Raw genomic sequence first — 23,552 nt, forward strand, 5'->3', positions numbered from 1 at the left:
TTTTTATAATATTTTGACTAGTATCCATACCATAAGTTATAAAAATTAATTATATTGTTATTGTTATACTTCTTTATTAATTTTTTCTTTCTGTAAGTTTTTCCTCCAATTCTTTGCCTGGACTGCAGTTCCCGCTGGCTAATCCAAAAGTAAAACAACCGTTGAAGTTAAGTTTGGATTTTATTTCCAATTGAATACAATAATCTTTTAATTGAGATCCCGATTTTGCAGTTAAAATCTCTGAACCCGGAAAAAAATGTCAAAAGGATTTTCTGGCTCAGTTTCGGGCTGACAATCTTCATTTACCTGATGCTGGCAGTCACAAGTATGGGGGCTGATGCAGCCGGCGTTCCTCTCTCCAGAGCGTCAGGGCTTGTGGAACTCATTAAGTTCACCCCTCCGGAAAACCTGCCCATCTGGCTAATGGCAGTAGTCATCGTTGCCAATGTAACCTGCTGGAACTTTGCTTCAAGCCGGCTTATCCACGCATCCGGGAAAGAAAAAGTGCTCCCGGCTTACCTGGGAAAACTCTCGAAACGGGAACAGCCAATGGCAAGCATCCTGAGTATGTATACGGCTTTCCTTCCTTTCCCTTTCCTTCCTGATTTCAGGATTCACCTGGAGAATTCTCTATTCTGTTGCCCTTACAGGAATCGGGTACTATGGTTTTGTCAGAAAGACTGCAAAGCAGAAAGACAGGGAGGAAAAAGCAGCTTATACAGATTATTCAGACCTGTAACCGAATCTTTAAATCTTAATCCGTAAATTTACGGTTAAATTTAAACTTGCTTAAACTTTCAGTTTAACGCTTTCAGTCTAATATTTTCAGCTTAACCTTTAGCTTTAGAGTTTAGCCTTTAACCGGGTTATTCTTTACTGGCAAATATATAAATAGTGAAAAATATATTTGCTGATGAATTTAGTGGAAGCATCTATAAAGAGTATAAATGAGGAAAAATGAGAAAACTAGAAAAGACAATCACCCTCAGGAGAGGCCTGGGGCTTGCAATCTGTATGCTTGTAGGGACAGGAATTCTGGCGCTGCCGGGTCTGGCACTTGATGCCGGGAGTCCCTATGAAGCAGTTCTTGGCTGGTTCCTTATTGCCCTTATTGCAGTGCCTCTTATTCAGATCTGTGCCCGCCTTGGCCTGAAATTCCCTTCAACCGCAGGACTTGCCGGATATGCCGAAGAAGCCGTAGGTCCCTGGGGAGGGTATGCGGTCTCGTATCTTGTAGGCGGGTCTTTCTTTTTCGGGCTTCCTGCCGTTGCTCTTATTGGCAGCGAATATATGAAACAGCTTTTTAGCCTGTCCGAATCAGGGGCAGTTATTTTTGCAGTCCTTCTTATAACATTGATGTTTATCTCAAACCTTGCAGGAATGAGAGCCATTTCCATAATCAACTATGCAGCTCTGGCTGTGCTCTTCCTGCTTACAGGGTTGCTTATAATTTTTAATCTTGATTTCTTCGGTTCAGGGCTCGAGGTTGCCAGTGAAGCTCTCAGGGGCAGTGAAAATATAAACCTGGACCTGGGAAATATCTGGAAAGTTGCTGCCCTTCTTTTCTGGGCATTCCTGGGCTGGGAAAACCTCTCTTTTTCCCTGGGGGAGATAAAAGAACCCGAGAAAAACGTGCCTCTACTTTACTGGCTGAGTTTTGCCCTTGTGACATCTATCTACATTGTCCTTGCGCTTATCATCGCAGGAGCAAGCGTTGCAGGTGTGCCTCTTCAGGGAGCTGCCGGGCTTTCCGGCCTTGTCCTTTTTACGCCCGGAGGAAGCCTGCTCATATGGCTTATGGTAATAGTTATTGCAGCGAACGCCTGTTCCTGGAACTTTACTGCAAGCCGCCTGCTTTATGCCGGAGGCAGGACAGGTGCTTTCCCTGGTGCTTTTGGTAAGCTTTCAAAGAGAAATATCCCGGTATCCAGCCTTGTGGGACTGTATGTCCTGTCAATTTTACTTATACTCGGAACTTACATTTTCAAAATTCCGGTATCAACAATGATGCTGCTTGTAAATCAGAACTTTGTTTTCCTCTATGCCTTTATCATTCTCGCTTACTGGAAAACCGAAACTGGCCGGCAGAAGTGGGTCTTTTCAGTTCTCGCGCTCCTGTCTCTGGGTTTTCTTATCTCGGGCTTTACGTGGAAAATCGTTTATCCTGTCTTCCTGATAGGGTTTGGATATTACAGATTTATTGGGAAAAGAAGTTTGGATAAAACCAATAAACAAGGAAAAGAAATTATAGTTCGGGAAGATGCTCAGGAACTTCCTTATCCTATCAGGCATTAAGGAACATTACAGGAACTGTTTGAGCACTGCAATTTTCGGAACTCCCGTAAGAAGAAAAGGATAGATGGTGTTTATAGCTGCCACTACCTATTTTAGTGTTGAAAAAGTAGTAATATGGGTCTTTTACATGGCTTCAACCCTGTGTAAATGATACCAAACAAAAGGAGGCAGAATGGATTCATCCACATGGATAGTGGCATTAATTATAGTTCTGGTTTCCCTGAGATTGGTTAATGCTAACCTTAGAGAAATCGAATATGTCATTGTCCAATTAAACAGGATCCGTCAACGTTTTAAGTGATGACGGATAGGGTAGGTTGAAGCTTAACCTTCAACTTATCCACCTGTTAGATAGATATTTAATGAATCAAACACTTTATTGTATATGTGGATGGCATCTAAGTTGCCTCTAAGGGACACTTCCCTGTAAACGGTTGAACTTGCGGAAGCATGGTTTGCAGGGAAGGGGTCTTAATTCTACTTCTCTACTCTATTTCATCCGGAGAATACTGACTTCTGGGTATAATTTATCGAATAACCCCGTAAAAATTCCCGGATATTATCCATAAAGATTTTCTCGACAGAAACTTTTAAATTCTTTGCCTTCTGAAAATAATGCAATAGTTCCCAGGCAATTTAGAATATGTACAGGAGCCTGATCAAATGACATTAATATGTGTTAAAGACGCACCAGGCAAAGGTAGAGGCGTATTTGCACAGAGAAATCTTAAAAAAGATGAAGTAATAGAAACCTGCCCGGTCATCGTCCTCCCCCCCGAAGAAGTAAATACTCTTGAGCTTACCCAGCTTTATAATTACTACTTCGCGTGGGGAGCCGATTCAAGAGAAGCAGCGATTGCTTTGGGTTATGGATCCCTTTATAACCACTCATACACCCCAAACGCAAAATACCAGAAAGACTTCAGCAACGGCCTTTTAAAATACGTTTGCATAAAAGATATCCAGAAAGATGAGGAAATCACCATAAACTATAATTGTGACCCGGAAGACAGAACCCCTGTCTGGTTTGATATTGTGAGCCAGAACTGATTTTCTCTGGTTTCATATGATGATATGATTTCAGTTGTTTTTTAATTTTAATTTTAATTTTTACTGTTTTTTATTTTTTTAATTTTTCTAACTATATCAAAAATTGCACTTAGCTGTTTTTTCGCATTGTGCTGAAGGTCAAGAGGATAATCCGTAACATGACCTTGTAAGTAAAGCTTATAGTTGTAGAGGCTGTTCAGGTATAAAAGGTTAAAAAGACAAACCAAAAGACTTTGAGTTCTAAATTTTTTGTTTAGGGGTTAAAAATGGAAGATACGCTTCTCACTGTTTTTCGGTTAAGCCTGTTCGAAACCCTTTGCGTCACAGGCTCTCTAATCCTTATCGGCATGATACTGGGCATTATAGAGAACCGAGCTAATTATTATGTCCAGAGCGTCTTTGGAATGAAAGGAATCATAGCAACAGCCTGGATCGGCACCCCGATTCATGAATCCGGCCACCTACTCATGTGTTATCTTTTCAAGCACAAAGTAAGCGAATTCAAGCTATTTACCCTGAGGCCCAGGGACGGAGTCCTTGGGTACGTTAATCACAGCTGGAACTCAAAAAGTCTCTATCAGAACATAGGGAACTTTTTCATAGGTATGGGTCCGATCTTCAGCGGAACACTTGCCATGATCCTTGGAATGTACCTGTTCCTGCCAGATTCCTTTTCCATATTTTCAAATTATCTGACTCTTGATTCCGGTCAGCCTGGCTCTCAGACGTTAGCGAATATTTTCTTGCTGACAACCCAGCTTTTTAAAAGTATTTTTTCAGCAGAAAACCTGGCTTCTCTTAATTTCTGGATTTATTTTGCTCTAGCGATCTCGATCTCTTCCCACATAGCCCTTAGTAAAGAAGATCTTAAAGGAGCAGGGAGGGGGCTGGTCACAATATTCGTGTTTATTTCGCTGATAAATATGGTTGCTTTGATGCTTAATATCAATTTTACCGGCTTTTTTACAGGTATTCTATCTCTGAATGTTTATCTACTTGCGTTTTCAATGGTTTCGGTCATGTTTTCTTTAATAAGGCTGGTTTTAAGTGCTTTTGTTTACTCTCTTGCGCACAAAGTCGCGTGATGTACACCGGCCACTCATTCTTTTTTGGGTATAGAACTATGCGAATGTAATATTTTAGCCTTGATGCACCAGAAAATAGAAATAAGTAATGAAATATAAAATAGAAGGAAAATAAAAAGAAAAATAAAGTAGAAGTCAAGAAGGAATATCATGACGGGTCGGAAAATGCATATGAAAGCAGGACTTCTGGTATCATTTTTCCTCATCTATGACCTGATTTCAAAGGGGTTTATCCTCAGCTTAGAATTTCTTCCTGTAGCTCTGGTAGCCTCAGCCCTTGGGTCTGTACTGCCTGATGTGCTCGAGCCTCCCAGAAACCGTCGCCATAGAAAGTTTTTCCATTCGATTTTTTTCCTGGCACTGCTACTGATGTTTCTGGAGAATATCTATACGGTACTTCTAACTGGCGATCTGGCAGACAAAGTTACCTTTGGTCTCCTTTTTGCAGGAGCGGGATATACTTCCCATCTGGTGCTAGATGCGCTTACGCCTGCGGGACTTCCGATTGTGGGGTTGTAAGTGAATTTGAGTTAATTTTGAACCTAACAACCACATTCGCTATACAAAACCGTTCTTGTCCCGCTCGACGCAGGAGAGCGATCGTCTCAAAATATTGAAAAAGCAAAAATAAGAGTTGAAATAGCAAACTTACAAAGTGAAAAAGCTAAGTTCCCCTTCAGGATGTAAATAGGTTAAAACTCTGTGAAAAACACTTCTTTTCAAGTTTCTTCTTTAAACTCAATTTTCTTTATGTTCTTACTTTTTGACAGAGCCGCCAGACAAACTGGCGGAGACATTTATATCTACCAGAACTCAGAAAAGTTTTCGGAGTTTAGAACAGTATTTGTCTGGAACGGGTTGATCCGTATTCGATGCAGCGTAGAGAGAAAACTGAGATATTTCTTTTTTGATTCTGTAATAAATATACCGCTAATCAGGGACCAGCTACCTATGAGGAATCGAGTATATGGAAATGCTCTCAAATAAAGCAACAGGAGGATCACTGTTAAGCTTTAATCTTTCCAATATTTAACAGTAAACTATAATCTTGATTTACTGTAAAATTTTGGTCTTTACAGTACTTTACAGTAAATAGCTTTACAGTAAATAGCTTTACAGTAAATAGCTCGTTCCTTTACAGTAAATTGCTCATTCCTGCTTTTTAATCTTATAATAAAGATATAGATTAAAATCCGCTTTCTTTCCCTGTCATCTTCTCAACCTCGATCTTAATTACGCACAGCCTGTTAACCTTCCATTCTTCAAATTCAAACGGCCCCTTTTTTCCGTAATGTTCGGAAAGCACGGTAAGTCCCTCAACTTTTTCATTGTAATCCTCCAAGAACTTTGCCTGCCCGTGTCCGATAACACTTCTGTAGCGAACATTGTACTTGCAGGGGTCGTCGGCAGTGATAAGTTCGATTTCGGAGGCTGCTTCGAAACAGATCCTGGGGTTCTTTTTAAGGATCTCAATTTTCTCACCTTTCCGGGAGCTGTGAAGATAGATGACGTTTTCCTTATAGCCGAAGGACATAGGGACGATGTATGGAGTTTCGGCATCAGAAAGGGCGAGGCGGAGGAATTTTGCTTTTGAAAGGATGGCTTCGATTTGCTGTCTGTCAGAGATCAGTTTTTGGCTTCCCATGCTATTCACCTGAAAGAGATAGTTTGTGAAAAATTCTATAAAATTTACTAAACTGATAACTTTTCATTTATATTTAATATATTACATGTAAAACAATGTCAGAATAGACAGAAAAACCCATGGCAACCCTTAAGTATAATATTTTCCCTTTACTTTTTAATGTTAAGTTCTACCACAAACTACACGGAATCCAATTTACCCGTATCCGTACCTGTATCCGTAGTAGCTGTAGTGGTAGTACTATTCGCTTGAGCAAGAAAAAGAAACCATTCTGGCTCAAGTGTGCTGTTTTTGGTTATTATACTGAATAGTGCGTCCTGTGCCAGTTTTGTTTCTTTCCGGGAGTTTTAAGATGAAAGAAATGAATGGAGCAGAAGTCCTGATTAAGTGTCTGGAGGACCTTGATGTTAAACACATCTTTGGCTATACGGGAGCAGCAATACTTCCGGTATTTCATGCCCTCAGGCATAGTGATATTGAGATTATAGTTAATTCCAACGAGCAATCGGCAGCATTCAGCGCAGCAGGTTATTCACGGTCAAGTAACCGGGTAGGTGTAGCTATAGTCACATCAGGACCTGCCATAACTAATACGCTCACCAGCGTTGCTGACGCTTATGGGGACAGCATTCCCCTGCTTGTATTTGCAGGGCAGGTCCCTGAGCATAAGATAGGCACCGATTCCTTCCAGCATATTAACGTCAAAGGTATCTTCAGGGATGCAGCCAAAAAGGTCATACAGCTCTCCAATGATGATGACATAGAAACCATAATCAAGGATGCCTATTACTTTGCAAAGTCCGGAAAACCCGGGCCTGTTGTCATAGATTTCCCCCTCGACAAACAGACGAAAAATCATGAGTATTATGGTATGAACATCACAAGGTTTGAAGGAAGTTATCACGATGACAGGCATCTGTCTGAAGAACAATGCAAAGATTTTTTTAGACTGTTGCTCAACTCCAGAAGACCCCTGCTCTATCTTGGAGGAGGTCTGAACTCGGAGCCCGGAAGCCGTGCTGTCAGGGAATTCAATGGGCTTTTCGGAATACCTTCTGTCAATACACTCATGGCAAAGGGTGTCGTTGACGAAAGAGATGACCTGAACCTGGGAATGCTGGGAATGTTCGGTACACCGTATGCTAACATGCTCATACAGGAGAACGACTTCTTCTTCGCTATCGGGGTAAGATGGGATGACCGGGTTGCGGAAAAGGTTGGATTTGCAATAGGCACCGACATAGCTTACATTGATATTAATCCCGAGAAAATGCATCAGATAAAAATCGAGCGCAGTCCTAAATTCACATTCATAGGGGATGCCGCCACAGCGCTCCGCGATCTGCTGAACTATGCCAGGAAGCATGATATCTATCTGGATATTCGGGAATGGCAGATGCGTGCAAGAGACCTGAAAAGGTCGTGGCCTCTGGATTACAACAGGACATCCGAATACATACAGGCTGCTGAGGTCATTTCAATGCTTGCAAACTATGTTGACGGAAGCACAAAGATAACCACTGGTGTAGGCAACCACCAGATGCTCGCAGCACAATACCTGCCAATGTACTGCCCAAAATCTTTCATGACTTCGGGCTCCTTCGGCACAATGGGTTTTTCCATGCCCACAGCAATCGGCGTCCATTATGCAAACCCGCATTCAGGAATCATAGCAATCGATGGTGACGGCAGTCTGAGGATGAATCTGGGAGAACTGCATACTATCGTATCGCTGGACCTTCCAATCAAGATACTCATGCTGAACAACAGAAGCGATGGTATGGTCCAGAACTTGCAGGATACAGCTTATGAAGGGACACGCACAGGAACGCAAAGGCCAAAAGATGTGAATTTTGCAGAGATTGCAAGGTCATTTGGTTTCAGTTGCGCAGAGAGGGTGAGCAGCAGAAATGATTTGAAAGAGAAAATGGAAGCATTTATGAATGCAGACGGACCTTGCTTCCTGGAAGCTTGCACGGACAGGGAAGAGATCCTGTATCCGAAGGTTCCGGCAGGGGGGTCTTATAAAGATATGATTCTGGGCCCTTACATAAAATCAACTCGACTATCTTAAGAACCATGTTCTGGAACCGCAGGGGAAACCGAAAACAGAGTTTCAATCCCGTAGATTTGGGAAATCCGGGAAACGGCAACTCGAAGCTTTCAGAATCCCCGAAAAACCTGATTCCCGAGAGACCTGGTGCGGCTCGAAGCATACCTCTTTTTTGGGTGGGGAAGCTTTACGCAATTTAATTTGGTGCCTATCCGAAAAGTCAATAATGGCATGTTGTAAAGTTACAATAGGTCTAATGATTTTAAGAAATTTCAGACAAGCCGATTTTGTAATGCGTTGAATGAATGTGATTTAAGTAATAACCCTTTGTATTTCTCTCAGAATTTTATAACTGCGTGTTCTGGTTGGCGCATAGTTTTCAGTAATATAATTAATTAGCGATTTCATCTCTTCATGCTGCAAACATTGAACATATTTATCTTAGCTTGCAGGGCTGTCGGTAGTGATAAGTTCAGTTTTGGCGGCTGCTTCGAAACAGACCCTGGGATCTTTTTAAGGATCTCAATTTTCTCGCCTTTCCGGAAGCTGTGGAGATAGATAGCGTTTTCCTTATAACCGAGGGACATGGGGACGATGCATGAGGTTTAGGCATCGGAAAGGGCGATGCGAAAGAAATTCACTTTCACAAGGATATCTTCTATTTGCTGTTTGTCGGAAATGAGTTTCTGTCAGAAATGAGCTTCTGGCTTCCCATTATTTTCACCCTGAAGAGACTGTATACTTAGGAATACTCTACATTGATAAAAAGAGCCACAATTTGATAAAGGACGTTAATCTATTGATAGCTTTTAATTTATTGATAACTCTTCTTTTTTATTTAAATAACCACATGCAAAACGTTCTGAGACTAAATGAAACGGTTTTTATAGTTAACAGCTCTTAAACCTACACTGGAGCAATAAAATGAGCGCAAAACAAATTATCTGTGCAATTCTGTCCATTGTTGTCTCTTTACTAATCTTAATCGGCATCTTCACCTATGTACCTAATCCTTTTACGTAAACTGTTTCTTAAAAAAAGGAAAAATTTTCTAAGCTCAGGTTTAATGTCTTTTCTTACGTTTACTATATCTCTTTTTTTTGTAAGAATTCAGAGCTCATTGTATTCCGTGAATTTCCTGAGCTTGTAATCTGCTGAGCTATATATTACATGAACAACCTTGCCATTAAGGGTCTGGTTGGTCTGCTCAATACAGTAGCTTGTCGTGTATCCGATATCGATGTTTCCTAGAAGCACATTTTCCCCGGAAGTAATGAGAGCCCGGCTGTCCTCTATGCCTGCAACCTTTCCTCTGTAGTTGCTTATGGGAGCTCCTTCTACAGTATAAAAGCCATTTTCATTTTCCATTATGGTTTTCGGGATGGAGGTTTCAACCTTATCAAATTCAAGCTCAAAGACCTGCCCCCTAAGGTAGAGCTTTATGGCTCCGTCTGCTGCAGCTTTTTGAAATGCTTCGGGGCTTACAGTCACAGTATCGAAATCGTTGAAAATCTCTGAAAAATGGAGGGAGTCTTTGTCGAATTCGACCTCTTCAAAAACCGGATCTTCCCTGGAAGGATATTTTTCATAACCCGAGGGTTCCAGCCGGTAGAAAATCCTGGGTACAGGATCCGTAATAGGACTCATAATAGGGAATTCAGGTCTGTACACAACCTTTTCTTTGACTTCGGCAACGGTTTTATCTTTCCCGGCAGCCTCAGATTTTACAGTGGTTTCAGCTACAGCTTCTCCTCTTCCATTCTTCCCAGAAAACTCCTCCTCTTCAGAAATGTTACTCTTACTTACCTTTCCCTCTTTTTCTTCAAGGTCCGAGCAGCCCGAAACGATAACGATACAAAAAATTATGAGAGTAAATAGCACCACACATTTTAATTTCATGAAACCTCCAGAGAAGGTTGTGATTAATTTTACAAAGTATTATGTAATCAAACTATTTGCTATTATCGAAAATTTTTCCGTATAGATGAAGATAATGGGAATAAATATTCAACCACTGGAGAAAACGAGATAGGTTAAAAAGCAATCTTAAGCAATATTCATTTGTTCGAGCTCATCACTCTTTGCTTTTACTTCCACAAGGCTTACAACCCCTTCCTCTCCTTCTCGGCTCATCTCCATTTCTACCCGATACGTGTAGTCCGAGATTTCCGAAAGCCCTCCTGCTCCGCTGCCCCCAACTATCAGAGAATAGACTTTTGCGTTGTATTTCTTTTTTGCCTCTTCCCAGCGAGCAAGGACCAGCTCATCAGAGATTTCGGACTTCCCGTCAGTGATAAAAAGCAGGTCTGCTCCCTGAAAGTCTTTTTCCTTAAGGGATTTAAGGCCTGAAGCAAGCGCGGTGTTGAAATCCGTCCCGCCTCCAAAGGTGTACAGGAGGAAATTAAGGAATCTTTCTGACATCCTTTTTTTGCTGCTGAGCTCTATTTCCAGGTGCTGGCTTGTGGATGCAAAAAGAATAACCTTCATATCCCGATGCTGAGAGAGCATTAGTTTTGCCATCGCAAGCACTGCAGACTTTGCAAGGGTCTGAGAAGTCCCGTGCATGGAACCCGAGGTATCAACGAGCGCAATCATAGGTCCTCTGGGTTTTATGCGAGGAGGACCTGTATAGTGTTTGCCGAGTAGCTGATAACTCAGGAGTTTTCCCTCAAGCATATCAGCATAGAATTTTCGCTTCAGAGCCGGATTAAGGAGCTTTGCAGCTTCCATGGGCAGAAGATTATTTATCGAATCTGAAAATCGTACAGTCTGGATCCGGTTTTTTCCAAAAGGAGAATAGCGTATGCGGGCAGCCGGAGGATCAAATTCCCGCCTGCCTATAAAATTTATGATCTTCCTGAGGTCTGGATTTTTTTCAAAAAAAGCCGAATAATTTTTCAGCATTTTGAGCTGGACATAGAAAGGCTCTCTTTTAAGCTCTTTTACGGAATAGCTCCAGTTCCTACCAGGAAAAAGGAGGGCAAGGGTATCAAAAAGATCCAGGTTTTCTTCCATTTCAGAGATGAACTCCTGCATTCTGCAGTATAGCCCTTCCAGCATTCCGTCAAGAAAAGTCTGGCATCCGTCCTTCTGCATTAGATTAAGGATAGCTTCGTAAATATTTGATTTTCCTGCAACCGAAGCAGGGAACTGAGCACTCCGGGATAATGAGTCCTCTGAACTCCCGCCTGCCCAGAGAAGAACGGTCTGTTTAAGGAGTTTTTCAAATTCCCTGAGAATAGCTTCGGTTTCGGCATCAAGCCCTTTTAGCAGACCTGTTTCCGAATCCCTGTCCCTCACTGCTGAGAAACGTTCCATCAGGTCGTAGATAAGAGGGAGAAGAAGTTTAAGGCATGCAACTCCTGCTCCTCGGCTCCTTTTTGCAATCTTTTGAAGTCCGGGCCATGGTCTTGAGTTTCTAAGAGTAAGAAAGATAGGGTAAAATGCCCCTAAAAGCCCTATAAACCTTTCAGTGTCTTTAATTTCATACGGCTGCTCAAAAAGGATTTCAAAGGCAATGATTTCTGCTATTTTCTCGCGCAGAGGTCTGGGAATCGTGCGGGGGTAGGCAATGGTGCTCCTCAGCTCTCCTTCCAGCAGGGAAGCTGTCTGTTTCTGGACAGAAAGCGCTTCATGCCAGAATCTGTTTCTGGAAAAAAAAGAGTAAGATCCTTGAGGGGCACTATCCAGATTGTTCAAAAAACCGGCTGAGCCTTCCGTATCAACACCTCATTACTCATCTGAGTTTGAACCTGGACCCGAGTCCTTTCATGAAACCACCGGTACTGCTGCCGGAATCAGGCAACTGAACTTTTGCTTCCAATTTTGCGGTATGAACATCGGGAAGAGAACCGGAAGATGATGGTTTTACGGACCTTGATTCCATTGGCCTGTCCTTTCTATTTTGCAAGCCAAGGAGTTCCCTGATTTCATTTATGAGTTCTTCAGTACCTGACATCTGTATGTTTCCTGTATCGTGCAGGAGCAGGGCTTCATTCCTGTCAGCAGTTGAAAGCCAGATGTTTGCATCCATCAGGTTTCTGAGCAGCTCTTTTTCTTCCTCAAGATGCTGTTTTACTCTATTTACCCTGTCAGCAAGGGCTTCGAATTCCTTTTCAAAAACTTCTCTCTGGGTTTGAGAGAGAGTGTTTTTCTTTCCCGAACCCTCATGAAGAGAATCAATTTCCTTTACCAGGTTATCATAAGGATATATCCTCGAATTTCCATCCTGTCTGAGAGTATAGCTGTGGTTCGGGCAGGCAGCATGGTGAAGCTCCAGATTCTCTCTCAGCTTAAACTCTTCCCCGCAGCTGTCGCAGACTACTCCAACAGAAAGTTCGTTTTTTAGGGCAATACTGAGGGCTGTCTTCAGGTCCTCAGCGTCCAGGCGGAGTTTTTCCGTGTTCGTGCCGCCGGAAACAACGAGTTTAAAGACCGTTTTCCTGATGGTTTCTCGTTCTTCCGGAAGGTTCCAGAGCATGTGCTGGAGCAAAAGGGCCATTGTCCTGTCAACAGCCGGACACCCGCTGCTGCAGGCTGCAACCTTCAGGACCTGCACAACTCTTTTCCAGCGCCGGTCCGAAATCTCGATTTCCTGCAGCTGGAGGTTTTTCCGGAGTTCCGTGACTATGACTTCAACATCAGGGTCGACAGGCAGAGAATTTGATCTTTTGCGGAGCCTATCGATTTCTGAAACCTGAATGCTTGCCGCAGGCCTGAAGTCATCAGGTTCTCTAAAAAGAAGATTTTTGAAATTTTCATCATCCTGAATATATGAGAGCCTGTATCTGAACAGAAAGCGGTCATAGAGGGCTTCCAGACTTTCATCCTCTTCCGGAAGCTCGTTTGAAGCCCCGAAGACCGATAGCAGGGGGACATCAACTATATCCCGCCCGTTATGATACTTTCTTTCATTCAATATGGTCAGGAGGCTATTGAGGATAGCGCTGCTTGCCTTAAAGATCTCATCCAGCAAAGCAACATGGGCTGTCGGGAGGCAGCCGTTAATGTTTCTCCTGAACTCGTCTTCTTCAAGGGCTTTTAAGGAAAGAGGCCCGAAAATCTCTTCAGGGGTAGAAAAGCTGGTCAGGAGGTAATTAAAAAAGTTCCCGCCTTCGATTGTCTGGCAGATGCTTCTTGCAAGCTGGGTTTTTGCTGTACCGGGAGGTCCTAGAAATAGAAGGTTTTCGCCTGAAAGTACGGCGAGGAGAGAGCCGTTAATTTCGGCTTCACGTTCTTTGAAGTAGTCTGTAAATTCGGATTTTATATCGAGGAGAGTTTCTTTCAGGTTTAAACCTCCCGGTTTGTAATAGACATGAGGCAGTTCCACTGTGAGATAACTGTGAGATAATTTTGAATTAAAAGAGTTTTTCAGGGCTGTTTGCTAAGTCTTTAATCTAATTATATTTTAAGGCTTTCAATTATATGTTTCCGCCTTAACTCCGCCAGGAAAATTGCGGCTCATGATGTAATCGCAACAGCCCGCTTTATCCTGCTCGATGAAGGAGATTGATCTTTCTGAGAAGGCCGAAGACTTTAAGGCAAGGAGGAATAAATTAGACATGCCGATTTTTTGTCCAGCATGTCTTCGTCAATATTAGTGGCCTCACTCTTCAGGGAGCGAAAAACGAAGACGACCTTATAGCTGGGGTTTACCTGGATAATGTTCAAAACAGTATAAATTCAGGGAAATATTCTGTCGAATAATTACTATGGAATTTACCTTAAAAAATCACGTAAAAATTTGTTAAGCGAAAAATCAGGTATTAAATTGATCAGTTCCAGGAGAAACAGTTTATCCAATAATTTTATTTCTGATAATGAAAGAGGAATCTTTATAGGCCTCTATTCTAAATTTTTGGAATGCTTAAGTGATTATTCTTAACAGGGTGATAATTTCAGGGTCAGGGAAGGAATTTTTCAGTTCTCTCTTCACGCGCTGCATGAGCTTGATCCGCCTGCCAGCTGGTAAAAAATAATCTGCAAACCAATTCTTAATTTCAGATACATATTTCAGGATAAATTCCGGAATAAGCAGGCAAATTTTGTTGATGGATATTTTTAAATAGTATTGCATCATCTCGAGTATCATACGTTTGTTGATTTTGCATCAATAAGAATTCTAACTATCTATCAGTACGATTGAAATTTAACCTATACAAAAGTATCACCAGTTCTTGCTCGTAAATACTGGAGGAAACATGGATCCTGAATGTGCTAAAAAAGTGAGGCTGATGGATCTTGAGTTCCGAGTACTTCACAATAAATTATTTGAAGATCGGTTTTTTCAAAAAATAGCCGCCTCTCAAAACTCCGAACTCAAGGAACTTAACAAAAACCAGCCTCTCGTTATCATGATAATAGGATCGGTAAAGGAAATCATGCCTTCTACTATCGGAACGTATGTGGGAATGGACCGGAGTAGTCTTTCACGAATGGTGGATTCCCTGGAAGAGAAAGGATTTGTCAGGAGAAAAAACGATCCTGAAGACCGGAGAAAAGTCCTTATTTCCCTGACTGAAAAAGGAGAACGGTGCTATGATTTCCTTAATAGAAAATCTGAGGAAATGGCTGCCGAAATCCTGGGATTGGTTGAAGAGCAGGACTTGAGAGATTTCGAAAAGGGTCTTGAAACAATGCTGCGAGTCCTGAGAAAAATCGATTCTGCAATGGAAAGTAGAAAATAAGCAGGGAGCCGGAAGCCTCGAAGCCCTGGAGTGAACAATAACCGGAATTAACGCCGAATCAATGTAAAACTTTTATTTTTAACTTCTTTTCCTGAGGAAAAAGCATGACTCTGAAACTTATCAATAACCTGCAGAAACTTGGCTTTACGGAAAATGAGGCCAAGATCTATGCTTCCCTTGTCTGCATAAAAATGGCAACTGCAAGGGAAATCTATGAAATAAGTAGGGTCCCCAGACCCAAGGTGTACAAAGTTTTGAGAGGAATGGAAGAGAAAGGGTACGTACAGATAATTGAAGGAGAACCGATTCATTTCAGTTGTATACGTCCGAAGGAACTGATCTCAAGAATCAGGACCGACTTTTTGCTCTCTCTTTACGAGACATTCTGTGGACTCCATGCCCTGAGCCCTGAAGGGAAATTCATCGGTTCCGGAGAATCTGCGGAACCTGGGATGGGGTGTTAAAAAAGTTTCAAGACAGTTTTCAGGTACTTTTCAAGCTATTTTTGCATCAAATCCGGCTATAGCTATTGCTATGGTAACATTTGTCCCGGGATTATAATGCAAAGATACTGGATGAAAAATACGAACTGGAAACTGAATGGTTGAGAAAAGAAAGTGGTTGAAAAGTAAAATGCTGGGAAAAACTTGACTGAAAAACAGACTTGATTAAAAAATAAACCTTACTAAAAAACAAACCTAATTAAAAAACAAGTCTCCTAAGGGGGATTCCTTATAAAAAATGTCTTTGAAAAACTGGGAATTTTTATCCAGAACAACCGTTCAGTCATAATGGCTGTCATATTTTTACTGGTTCTGCTATCCTTCCAGGCTGCTCAGTATATCGAAATGGCATCCGGAACCGAGACTCAGGTGTCGAAGGATTCGCAGCTGTACAAGGACTATGACCATCTTTTCCTTAACACCTTCAGTACTGAAAACGTTATTGTGATGGTTGAGGGAAATGATGTGAAAACCAAAGAGCTCATGAAAGCTGCTGACAGGCTGGATCAGCAGGTCTCGCTAATTCCTGGTGTTACTTCGGTTTCAAGCCCGGCATCCATCCTGAAGCAGATTAACTATGCGAAGTCCGGGAGGTTAAATGTTCCCGATTCCGAACGGGAAATCCAGGAGATGATGGAGAGCTACCCGGAATATTTTGAGTCCCTTGTGCTTGATGAAACTCACATGCTCACGGTCATTGAAATTGAAGGGAGCAGTACTAACCAGCAGCAAGAAGACATTATCAATAATATAAAAATATCATCAGATGAAGCCGATTTCCCTCCAGGATATAAAATTATTATAACCGGCAGGTCTTCTCTGATGCTTGACATCCAGAGTGAAATGGGAAAAAGTATGGGTTTGTTGCTCGGAATCGCCGGAGCCCTGATGGTAGTCGTGCTTTTCCTTGTGTTCAGGCATGTCAGGTGGGGGCTGCTTCCGCTCCCTGTCGTACTCCTGGGAATAGTATTTACTTTTGGGATCATGGGATATACAGGTGTTCCCATGACAATGGTTTCAATGTCTGCTTTTCCGGTACTGATCGGGATAGGAATTGACTATGCTATTCAGTTCCACAACCGGATGGAAGAAGAAATCAGGTGCGGTAGAACTTCTTCACAGGCCCTTGTCTCTACAGTTAAGAATACCGCACCCGCCGTGCTGATCGCTCTTGTAATGACAGCGCTAGGTTTTGTTTCGCTTTTCACTTCTGTTGTCCCCATGATCCAGGACTTCGGAAAACTCCTGCTCATCGGGGTAATCATGTGTTACATTGCCTCTCTCTTTTTCGGGTTGATAACCCTGTATGGTTTTGACTGGATAGCCCGGAAAAATCCATACGGGCTATTCAGGAAGAAAGATGAGAAAAACGGTATAGCAGGCGAAAACAGCAAAAATGGGCAAAAAGCAGACCTGGAAAACCCAGTATGTGCAGGAGATATCCCTGTGCATGAACCGGGAGTAATTGAAAAAACCCTGAAAAAACTCACAGGTATTACTCTCAAGTATTCCACAGTGATTCTTGTTATATCTTTTTTGACCTGCTGTGCCGGAATTTATGCTGACCAGTCAATTCCTATCCAGACCGATACTAACTCTATGATTCCACAGGACATGCCTTCCCTGATCAACTATAAACACATGCAGAATATCATGTCGGGTTCAGGAGACCACCTTAACGTCATCCTGAGAGTTGATGATGCAAGCGACCCGGAACTTCTGGAGTGGATCGATGAGTTTTCCCTGCATGAGGTTGAAAACAGAGGGCACATTTACGGTGCTTCAAGCATAGTGGATCTTGTAAAGGAACAAAACGGCGGGACAATTCCGAAGACCTCAGAGGAAATAAAGGCAATATATGATGACATTCCAGCCAGCCAGAAACAAAAGTACATTGAAGGAGGTCAGCTGCTTCACATTGATCTTGATATAGGGACCGCTATGGCCGACCTCGAAATTACGGGAATCGAGGAGCTTCGAAATATTGTCCTGCAAGATATTCAATGGATGCAGCCGCCACCCGGAGTTTCTGTTACAATTACGGGCAGCTCGGTGGTTATTATCGATATGATTGACGGGCTTACGAACGGCCGGAGCCAGATGACCCTGCTTGGTGTTTTGCTGGTACTTATGGGCCTCCTGGTTGTTTACAGAGATATCGTAAAAGCTCTTTCTCCTATTATCCCAATGCTTGTAGTAATCGGCTGGTCAGGCCTTGTGATGTCCGCTCTGGATATTGCATATAACCCTATGACTGCAGTTATGGGAGCCCTGATCCTTGGAGTCGGGTCCGAGTATTCAATTCTGATGATGGAGCGCTACTTTGAGGAAAAAGACGCTGGAATGGACTCTGTTGATGCTATCTATCAGGCAGTATCCACCACGGGAACAGCTCTTATAGCTTCAGGTGCCACAACCGTGTTCGGGTTTTCAGCCCTTATAGTTTCCCCGTTCCCTATGGTCAGCAGTTTCGGGCTAGTAACGGTTATAGATGTCCTCCTGGCAATGGTTGTAACCTTCGTGATCTTCCCGCCTCTCATAGTCCTGATGGATAACCACAGGAAGAAGAATATCGGGATTCTGGAGAAATTACAGGATTTCAGGAAAAGCCGCAGGGCAGGAAATCTCAATACATGAACAGGCAAGGATCTCAATAAAAAGAGAAGAAAGAAAAAGCTAAATAATCTACATCTGTTTTTTACTAATTTTCTGAGCTTTTTCTTTCCCTTACTCTTTTTTTCTATCTTTCTTCTATCCTTTCTTCTATCCTTTCTTCTATCCTTTCTTCTATCCTTTCTTTCTTCTTTTTAACGGGAAACCAGAAAAGCTGGAGGGGTCTCTGATGCATATTAATTCAAAGCTAGTTAAGAAATTGAGACGAATTTCAGGTTGTGCGAAACTTTTAAGTTTATTTTTAAATTCAGTTTGAAAATAATTCGGAGTATTTATATACTATAAGTGTTAGTTGATTTATCAACTATACAAATATCAATTATACGATTTATTATAATTGAATTTTCAATTCATATATGATAATTCGTTATATTTACAAAAATTACAGGTCATTTTCCGGGCAAGGGTCCGACGAAGGCCGGTAAAATCAGGCAATAAGGGATGATTACAAAATGGATGAGGCAACACTGAGTAAAATAATCCTTTTATCAATGGAAAGGGACGCTCTCGATAATTTGGTTTTTGAGCAGACCTTTCAGAAAAAAATTGCAGGCAAGTTCAGGGAACTGAGCAAAAACCAGCCATTGGTAATTAAAATCATAGGGATCGAAGGAGAAATCATGCCTTCTACTCTTGGAAAATATACTGGTTTGGAGAAGAGTAGCCTGACAAGGATGGTTGATGACCTGGAAAAGAAAGGGATTGTGTACAGAAAAACCGACCCCGGAGACCGGAGAAAGGTGCTTGTTTCCCTTACTGAAAAGGGACTTAATTATTACAATTGTTTGAGCCAGATTACCGCCGAAATGGCTGATGAAATTCTTCAATTTGTTAATGATACGGACGTCGAAAATTTTGTGCATAGCCTTGAAACCATGGTAAAAATCCTGCGTAAAGTAGATGCCAGCCGTTCTGCAGGAGTAAGGTGAATGCTATTGGCTCTGGGGAACTGCTAGTTATATGAAACTATTGACCAACTTGAACTTTCAGATAATGAAGAGTGTCAGATATATCAGATCTTAGCATGAAAGAAGGAGGAAACCGGAGTGACTCTTAAGCTTATTGAGAACCTTCAGAAATTGGGGTTTACCGGTAACGAAGCCAAGGTTTATTCATCCCTTGTCTGCCTGAAGCAGGCAAAAGCGAGTGATATTGCCGAAAGCGCTGGAGTTCCGAGGCCCAAGATCTATGGAACCCTCAGAGGGATGGAGAAAAAAGGCTATGTCAGGATAATTGAAGGAGAACCAACCCTTTTTTGCTGCGTGCAGCCAGAAGTGCTCATTCTGAGGATAAGGGCAGATTTTATGCTTTCTTTAAGTGAAACCGCCAGTGAACTAAGTTCCTTATCTCCCGGAAGCAATAAATTTACTTCAGAATATTTCTATGGAGAACAGATCAGGGTTTGAAGAAAAAAGGAGAAAACGTTTTATTTTTTCAACTTATTTAGGTTTTTCAATTTTTTATGTTTCTTAGTATTATATATTTTTCAATTCCCAGTTTCTGGACTTCAGCGGACTAAAGGAACTATTATTTATATTTTTAAAGAACTATCTGGACACTAAAAAATTTATTCAAAAACTTACCTGAAACTAAAAACTTTTTATCAAAATAATTACCAGATAAAATTCCAAAGGTAGAAGTGCATGTCCCTCAGTACTAACCGGAATATATGGCAGTTTCTGGCATTAACAACCATACTTTTCGTATTGTTTTTTGCGATACTCTTCTATTTTGAGGACATTTTCATAGTCCTTATTGCAGGCGCAATCCTGATCCTGATTACGGAAAAAATGATACAGTTATTCAACAGGTGCATGGACAGGTTTCCTGATTGCAATAGAAAAGTGGTGGGTTTAGTCCTTCTCACGGGTATGGTGCTTCTTTTTCTGATTTTTGTGAGCAGTCAGGTACAGAGCCTTGGGGTCCTGATAGGGGATTTCAGTAATATACAGCAGGACTACACAAGTGGAGCTTCCGCCCTTTTTTCCGAGCACGAGTCCGAACTTTCAAAGCTTGCGGCTTCCGGTGTTATTAAACCCCAGGACCTGCAAAAAATCGGAAATACTATCTTTTCCGGGATTACCGATCTTGTTTCGAAGGTTTCGTATTATCTTTTTACCGGTATACTGGTAATTCCTCTCATGTTTGGCATGTACTTTAAGCACCATAATAAAATAGGAAGCTACATTCAGGCTTATGCTCCGCCTGAACATGCAGAAGGGATTATCAGGGCCTTAAAAAGTATAGGTCGTGAGCTTGAGGACTTCTTCAGTGCTAAAATGCTTGAGTCTGCTATCGTAGGTCTGATTTGCTGTATAGGTTTTTATCTGGGTGGTCTTGAAGGGTGGCTCTTCCTGGGTATTCTGGCAGGTTTTCTAAATATTATTCCTTATCTTGGTCCACTTCTGGGGGCAATTCCTCCGGTTATTGTAGGGTACATTGATAGTCCCATAACAGCTGTCTTTGCAGTGATAACAGTTATAATTGCCCAGACTATCGACAATCTTTACCTCATACCGTTCATGATCTCGGAAAAAGTGGATATTAACCCGCTCTTGAGTGTAGTCCTAACTCTTGCCGCCTCCAAGCTTTTAGGCCCTCTCGGCATGATACTCGCAATCCCCATATACATCATCTATAAAATAATTATTAAAGAGTCTTACCGGGAACTAGTTAATATATATAGCAAAGATTGATGCTCTTTTATACCTCCGGAGCCCAGCAGTCATCATAAAATAAGGTTTTTGAGGCGGATAGTGAGTCCAGATGTTCTTTTTTTTTCAGAAATTCCCGGATATCTCTTATCATACTCTGTAATAGAGAAAAGTTTAAAAATATATTAAGAGTATTTAAGAAGAGTTATTTAACTGTTGAAGCATTAAAGCTTTGAAGGAGCCTGAAATATGATTGAAGTAAAGGGTCTTTCTAAATCTTACGGACAAACAAAAGCAGTAGATATCGTTGACCTTTCTATCGGAAAAGGTGAGCTTTTTGGCCTTCTGGGTCCAAACGGCTCAGGGAAAACGACTATGATCAAAATGCTTACAGGGCAGCTAAAGCCGACCTCAGGTACTCTTAAAGTACACGGAATAAACGTGCTTGAAGACCCTCTGAGAGTCAGGGAACTTGTAGGCGTTATTCCGGAGCAGGAAACTCCTCCCAGTTTTCTGACAGCGGAAGAGTATCTGCATTTTGTTGCAAAAATTCGAAAAATGGAAGATTATGAAGAAATCTGTAATAAATGGTTTGAGTTCTTTGATTTTGGGGACCAGAGAAATTTACTATGCAAAGATCTCTCAAGGGGTACAAGGCAGAAACTCATGTTTGCCCAGGCTTTTCTACATGAGCCCGAACTTGCCATTATCGATGAGCCGCTTATTAATCTTGATCCTGTAATGCAGAGGAAAGTCAAGGATTTCTTGCAGGATTATGTAAAGAACGGGGGGACTATCTTCATTTCCACGCATATTCTTGAAATTGCAAAAGAAATTTGCACAAATATAGGAATTATTTACAGAGGGAAGCTGGTTTATACAGGCCACCTTGACGACACCAAACTTCAGGGTCGAAGCTTTGAAGGTTTCTTCCTGGATCTTGTCAGCAGGGGGAAAGGAGCCTCAAATGATATTCTAAAAGATCCTTTAGAAGAGATTTCTGCCCCAGCCTGAAACATCCTTTTATGCTTTTACTGGATTCCTCAAGTACTTTACAGTATCATTACAATCTCACAACTCAACAGTATAACTCACAACCTCGTAGTCTAATATTCAGGTATAGTAAATTCTGCGGAATACACCACTTCAAAGCTGCTCAGGACGTTCAGAGCAGAATTTGTGAGAAGACTGTCATCTGTGTATGAAAACAGGTGTGGAAAATGCAAGCATAAATGAGTTAAGTGCAAAAAATAGCAAGTGTAAAAACAATAACTATCAAAAATAACGAGCTGCAGGGATTTTATGTTTGATGTCCTCAAAAGTATGATCAAAGAAGAATGGCGGATGCATTCAAGTCTCTTTGGGCACAGCGGTTTTGCCCTTTTTCCGGTCTTTATTTTCTCGTTTACATTTTTTGTAAGCCTGGTCTTGCCTGTATTCAGGGAGATCGTTACCGATGCCCAGATAGCTCTCGGGATACATTATTTATTCCTGCTTGTGGGAGCCATGGTTGGTGCTTTCGGACTCCTGGGTCGCGAATTCATGAACCGCCGATTCGGACAGGCTAGCCTGATTGCGTATTCTTCACGTGTGCTTCCGGTTTCTGAAAGATTTATTTTTGCTAACTTCCTTGGCAAAGATATCTTATATTATTTTGTCCTTTATATTATGCCTTTTGTTTCAGGCTTTGCTCTTGCTGTAAAATTTGTTCCGGCAGGCAATTTCAGTGCTTCTTCAACCATTCTGACTCTTCTCCTGACCCTTTCCCTTTCCTTTATGATCGGGCTCTCTGCAGTGTTTTTCCTATCTACCGTTTACGCCCACTCAGGGAAGATCTCGCTTTTCTGCCTTTTTGCTGCTTCTTTTCTCCTGCTGCATGTCTCCGGAAATCTGAACCACTATACTCTTTATAGTCTGCCGAGCCTCTCTTTTTTCCTTTCTCCGTCCGAAAACCAGCTCCTGCTTTCCGGTGTTCTAATTTTAGTTCCTTCGGCTCTATCACTTGTTTTTCTGAAAATAGATTTCCCGCAGTCTCAGAGGAGTTTCTCCAATTCTTTTTCAAAACTATGCAGGTATCTGGGTACATACAGGTACGCAGCCTTTGTTGCAAAAGATTCCCTTGATCTTAAAAGAAGTGAAGGCGGGCTTGGGAAGATTGTATTCTCTTTTGTGCTGCCTCTTCTTCTTGTCTGGATACTGCTGTCCGCTCTCGGGAGGGTTATGCCGGCTTTGAGCACACTTACTCTTTTTGCCCTGGTACTGGGCGTGCTTTCATCTTCGATGTATAACTGGCTTACCGAGTACGATATTTTTGCTTCTTGCGCCTTTCTCCCCTTGAAGGTTTCTGACATGATAAAGAGCAAGCTGAACAGTTACCTTATCCTTAACCTGGTTCCACTGGTAGTTCTTACGCTGCTCGCACTTAGAAAAGATCCCTCATCCTTGATCCCATCACTCCTGCTCTTCCTGACGATCTCTCTTTATATGGTTTCGGTACTCATTTACCTGACCGGGCTTTCCCCGTCCATTTACCTGTACAACGGAAAGACCTTTGCCTTTTATACATTTTCAGTCATGCCCCTCCTGCTGCTTAACATAGTCCTGTCCATGTTCGGACCTTACTATGCATTTGTAGATCTCTTGCTTTTACCAGTTGCCCTGTACCTTCTCCTGAAAGGGTTCACAAAATGGGATCGCAATGAGAGCCGGTGTTTTTAAGGGTGGGCAGTTTCTGATTACCCTTGTTATGACCTGTGTTTATTCTTTCAAGTGGAATAAATCACGGGTTTTCCCTAATAGATGTCTTTTTAACTTTAAGGCGGGAAGTCTCCCCTTCCTCGGAGCGAAGCGACAGGTGGGGGATGAAAGCCGTCAACTTCACTATATTAAGTTTAACAAAACCTATATA

Annotated in this window: 20 protein-coding genes; 16 read left to right on the forward strand and 4 right to left on the reverse strand. The window is 41.9% G+C overall.

Annotated features, from left to right (window positions below; translation table 11 throughout):
* Window positions 1-225 precede the first annotated feature (225 nt).
* The 6 genes from MSHOH_RS09845 to MSHOH_RS09865 all read left to right on the forward strand — a co-directional run bounded on the left by MSHOH_RS09845 (window position 226) and on the right by MSHOH_RS09865 (window position 4,949).
* Window positions 226-765 (forward strand): APC family permease, encoded by a 540-nt coding sequence (locus MSHOH_RS09845; protein ID WP_052730803.1) that lies wholly within the window; start codon window positions 226-228, stop codon window positions 763-765.
* A 192-nt stretch (window positions 766-957) separates the two neighbouring features.
* Entirely contained in the window at window positions 958-2,295 is a 1,338-nt protein-coding gene (locus MSHOH_RS09850) for an APC family permease (protein ID WP_048139289.1), read from the forward strand.
* Window positions 2,296-2,467: 172 nt separating this feature from the next.
* On the forward strand, window positions 2,468-2,596 hold the full coding sequence (locus tag MSHOH_RS25635) for a hypothetical protein (protein WP_275425566.1): 129 nt from the start codon (window positions 2,468-2,470) through the stop codon (window positions 2,594-2,596).
* A gap of 362 nt (window positions 2,597-2,958) precedes the next feature.
* Entirely contained in the window at window positions 2,959-3,345 is a 387-nt protein-coding gene (locus tag MSHOH_RS09855) for an SET domain-containing protein (RefSeq protein WP_048139291.1), read from the forward strand.
* Between the two features lie 266 nt (window positions 3,346-3,611).
* Window positions 3,612-4,430 (forward strand): hypothetical protein, encoded by an 819-nt coding sequence (locus MSHOH_RS09860; protein ID WP_048139293.1) that lies wholly within the window; start codon window positions 3,612-3,614, stop codon window positions 4,428-4,430.
* Between the two features lie 150 nt (window positions 4,431-4,580).
* Complete coding sequence (locus MSHOH_RS09865; protein WP_082089302.1) at window positions 4,581-4,949, forward strand: metal-dependent hydrolase; 369 nt, start codon at window positions 4,581-4,583, stop codon at window positions 4,947-4,949.
* Between the two features lie 667 nt (window positions 4,950-5,616).
* Here MSHOH_RS09865 and MSHOH_RS09870 read toward each other — a convergent pair.
* The gene (locus MSHOH_RS09870; protein ID WP_048139296.1) at window positions 5,617-6,075 is read right to left on the reverse strand and encodes a pyridoxamine 5'-phosphate oxidase family protein; all 459 of its coding nucleotides are present in this window, start codon (window positions 6,073-6,075) and stop codon (window positions 5,617-5,619) included.
* Between the two features lie 352 nt (window positions 6,076-6,427).
* Here MSHOH_RS09870 and MSHOH_RS09875 point away from each other — a divergent pair, with 352 nt between their 5' ends.
* A complete protein-coding gene (locus MSHOH_RS09875) occupies window positions 6,428-8,149 on the forward strand; it encodes a thiamine pyrophosphate-binding protein (protein WP_048139298.1) in 1,722 nt (573 codons plus the stop codon).
* A gap of 1,089 nt (window positions 8,150-9,238) precedes the next feature.
* Here the strand turns inward: MSHOH_RS09875 and MSHOH_RS09880 are convergent.
* The 3 genes from MSHOH_RS09880 to MSHOH_RS09890 form a co-directional block, all read right to left on the reverse strand.
* On the reverse strand, window positions 9,239-10,027 hold the full coding sequence (locus tag MSHOH_RS09880; protein ID WP_048139300.1) for a hypothetical protein: 789 nt from the start codon (window positions 10,025-10,027) through the stop codon (window positions 9,239-9,241).
* Between the two features lie 147 nt (window positions 10,028-10,174).
* On the reverse strand, window positions 10,175-11,827 hold the full coding sequence (locus MSHOH_RS09885) for a vWA domain-containing protein (protein ID WP_048139303.1): 1,653 nt from the start codon (window positions 11,825-11,827) through the stop codon (window positions 10,175-10,177).
* Between the two features lie 37 nt (window positions 11,828-11,864).
* Window positions 11,865-13,457, reverse strand: coding sequence for an AAA family ATPase (locus MSHOH_RS09890; RefSeq protein WP_239451315.1), 1,593 nt, complete (start codon window positions 13,455-13,457; stop codon window positions 11,865-11,867).
* Window positions 13,458-13,808: 351 nt separating this feature from the next.
* Here MSHOH_RS09890 and MSHOH_RS26010 point away from each other — a divergent pair, with 351 nt between their 5' ends.
* The 9 genes from MSHOH_RS26010 (at window position 13,809) to MSHOH_RS09935 (ending at window position 23,362) form a co-directional block, all read left to right on the forward strand.
* Window positions 13,809-14,012, forward strand: a complete 204-nt coding sequence (locus MSHOH_RS26010; protein ID WP_082089303.1) for a NosD domain-containing protein — start codon at window positions 13,809-13,811, stop codon at window positions 14,010-14,012.
* A gap of 316 nt (window positions 14,013-14,328) precedes the next feature.
* A complete protein-coding gene (locus tag MSHOH_RS09900) occupies window positions 14,329-14,814 on the forward strand; it encodes a MarR family winged helix-turn-helix transcriptional regulator (protein ID WP_048139306.1) in 486 nt (161 codons plus the stop codon).
* Between the two features lie 104 nt (window positions 14,815-14,918).
* Window positions 14,919-15,278 carry a TrmB family transcriptional regulator gene (locus MSHOH_RS09905; protein WP_048139308.1) on the forward strand — a complete coding sequence of 120 codons (360 nt, stop codon included), beginning with the start codon at window positions 14,919-14,921 and terminating at the stop codon, window positions 15,276-15,278.
* A gap of 327 nt (window positions 15,279-15,605) precedes the next feature.
* Window positions 15,606-17,954: a hydrophobe/amphiphile efflux-3 (HAE3) family transporter gene (locus tag MSHOH_RS09910; protein WP_052730805.1), complete on the forward strand. Its 2,349-nt coding sequence runs from the start codon at window positions 15,606-15,608 to the stop codon at window positions 17,952-17,954.
* A gap of 488 nt (window positions 17,955-18,442) precedes the next feature.
* Entirely contained in the window at window positions 18,443-18,919 is a 477-nt protein-coding gene (locus MSHOH_RS09915) for a MarR family winged helix-turn-helix transcriptional regulator (protein ID WP_048139312.1), read from the forward strand.
* Window positions 18,920-19,036: 117 nt separating this feature from the next.
* The gene (locus tag MSHOH_RS09920) at window positions 19,037-19,396 is read left to right on the forward strand and encodes a TrmB family transcriptional regulator (RefSeq protein ID WP_048139314.1); all 360 of its coding nucleotides are present in this window, start codon (window positions 19,037-19,039) and stop codon (window positions 19,394-19,396) included.
* A gap of 237 nt (window positions 19,397-19,633) precedes the next feature.
* Window positions 19,634-20,686: an AI-2E family transporter gene (locus MSHOH_RS09925; RefSeq protein ID WP_048139316.1), complete on the forward strand. Its 1,053-nt coding sequence runs from the start codon at window positions 19,634-19,636 to the stop codon at window positions 20,684-20,686.
* 207 nt (window positions 20,687-20,893) lie between these two features.
* On the forward strand, window positions 20,894-21,658 hold the full coding sequence (locus tag MSHOH_RS09930; protein WP_048139318.1) for an ABC transporter ATP-binding protein: 765 nt from the start codon (window positions 20,894-20,896) through the stop codon (window positions 21,656-21,658).
* 288 nt (window positions 21,659-21,946) lie between these two features.
* On the forward strand, window positions 21,947-23,362 hold the full coding sequence (locus tag MSHOH_RS09935) for a hypothetical protein (protein WP_048139320.1): 1,416 nt from the start codon (window positions 21,947-21,949) through the stop codon (window positions 23,360-23,362).
* Window positions 23,363-23,552: the final 190 nt, after the last annotated feature.

The organism is Methanosarcina horonobensis HB-1 = JCM 15518 (assembly GCF_000970285.1).
In the GTDB taxonomy this organism is placed as follows: Archaea; Halobacteriota; Methanosarcinia; order Methanosarcinales; family Methanosarcinaceae; genus Methanosarcina; species Methanosarcina horonobensis.

Excerpts from the sequence above, each read along its gene's own strand:
- MSHOH_RS09865 (WP_082089302.1), top strand. The coding sequence starts at position 4,581 with ATGACGGGTCGGAAAATGCATATGAAAGCAGGACTTCTGGTATCATTT.
- MSHOH_RS09915 (WP_048139312.1), top strand. The coding sequence starts at position 18,443 with ATGGATGAGGCAACACTGAGTAAAATAATCCTTTTATCAATGGAAAGG.
- MSHOH_RS09900 (WP_048139306.1), top strand. The coding sequence starts at position 14,329 with ATGGATCCTGAATGTGCTAAAAAAGTGAGGCTGATGGATCTTGAGTTC.
- MSHOH_RS09875 (WP_048139298.1), top strand. The coding sequence starts at position 6,428 with ATGAAAGAAATGAATGGAGCAGAAGTCCTGATTAAGTGTCTGGAGGAC.
- MSHOH_RS09880 (WP_048139300.1), bottom strand. The coding sequence starts at position 10,027 with ATGAAATTAAAATGTGTGGTGCTATTTACTCTCATAATTTTTTGTATC.
- MSHOH_RS09930 (WP_048139318.1), top strand. The coding sequence starts at position 20,894 with ATGATTGAAGTAAAGGGTCTTTCTAAATCTTACGGACAAACAAAAGCA.
- MSHOH_RS09925 (WP_048139316.1), top strand. The coding sequence starts at position 19,634 with ATGTCCCTCAGTACTAACCGGAATATATGGCAGTTTCTGGCATTAACA.
- MSHOH_RS09905 (WP_048139308.1), top strand. The coding sequence starts at position 14,919 with ATGACTCTGAAACTTATCAATAACCTGCAGAAACTTGGCTTTACGGAA.
- MSHOH_RS09910 (WP_052730805.1), top strand. The coding sequence starts at position 15,606 with ATGGCTGTCATATTTTTACTGGTTCTGCTATCCTTCCAGGCTGCTCAG.
- MSHOH_RS09855 (WP_048139291.1), top strand. The coding sequence starts at position 2,959 with ATGACATTAATATGTGTTAAAGACGCACCAGGCAAAGGTAGAGGCGTA.
- MSHOH_RS09935 (WP_048139320.1), top strand. The coding sequence starts at position 21,947 with ATGTTTGATGTCCTCAAAAGTATGATCAAAGAAGAATGGCGGATGCAT.
- MSHOH_RS25635 (WP_275425566.1), top strand. The coding sequence starts at position 2,468 with ATGGATTCATCCACATGGATAGTGGCATTAATTATAGTTCTGGTTTCC.
- MSHOH_RS09860 (WP_048139293.1), top strand. The coding sequence starts at position 3,612 with ATGGAAGATACGCTTCTCACTGTTTTTCGGTTAAGCCTGTTCGAAACC.
- MSHOH_RS09850 (WP_048139289.1), top strand. The coding sequence starts at position 958 with ATGAGAAAACTAGAAAAGACAATCACCCTCAGGAGAGGCCTGGGGCTT.
- MSHOH_RS09870 (WP_048139296.1), bottom strand. The coding sequence starts at position 6,075 with ATGGGAAGCCAAAAACTGATCTCTGACAGACAGCAAATCGAAGCCATC.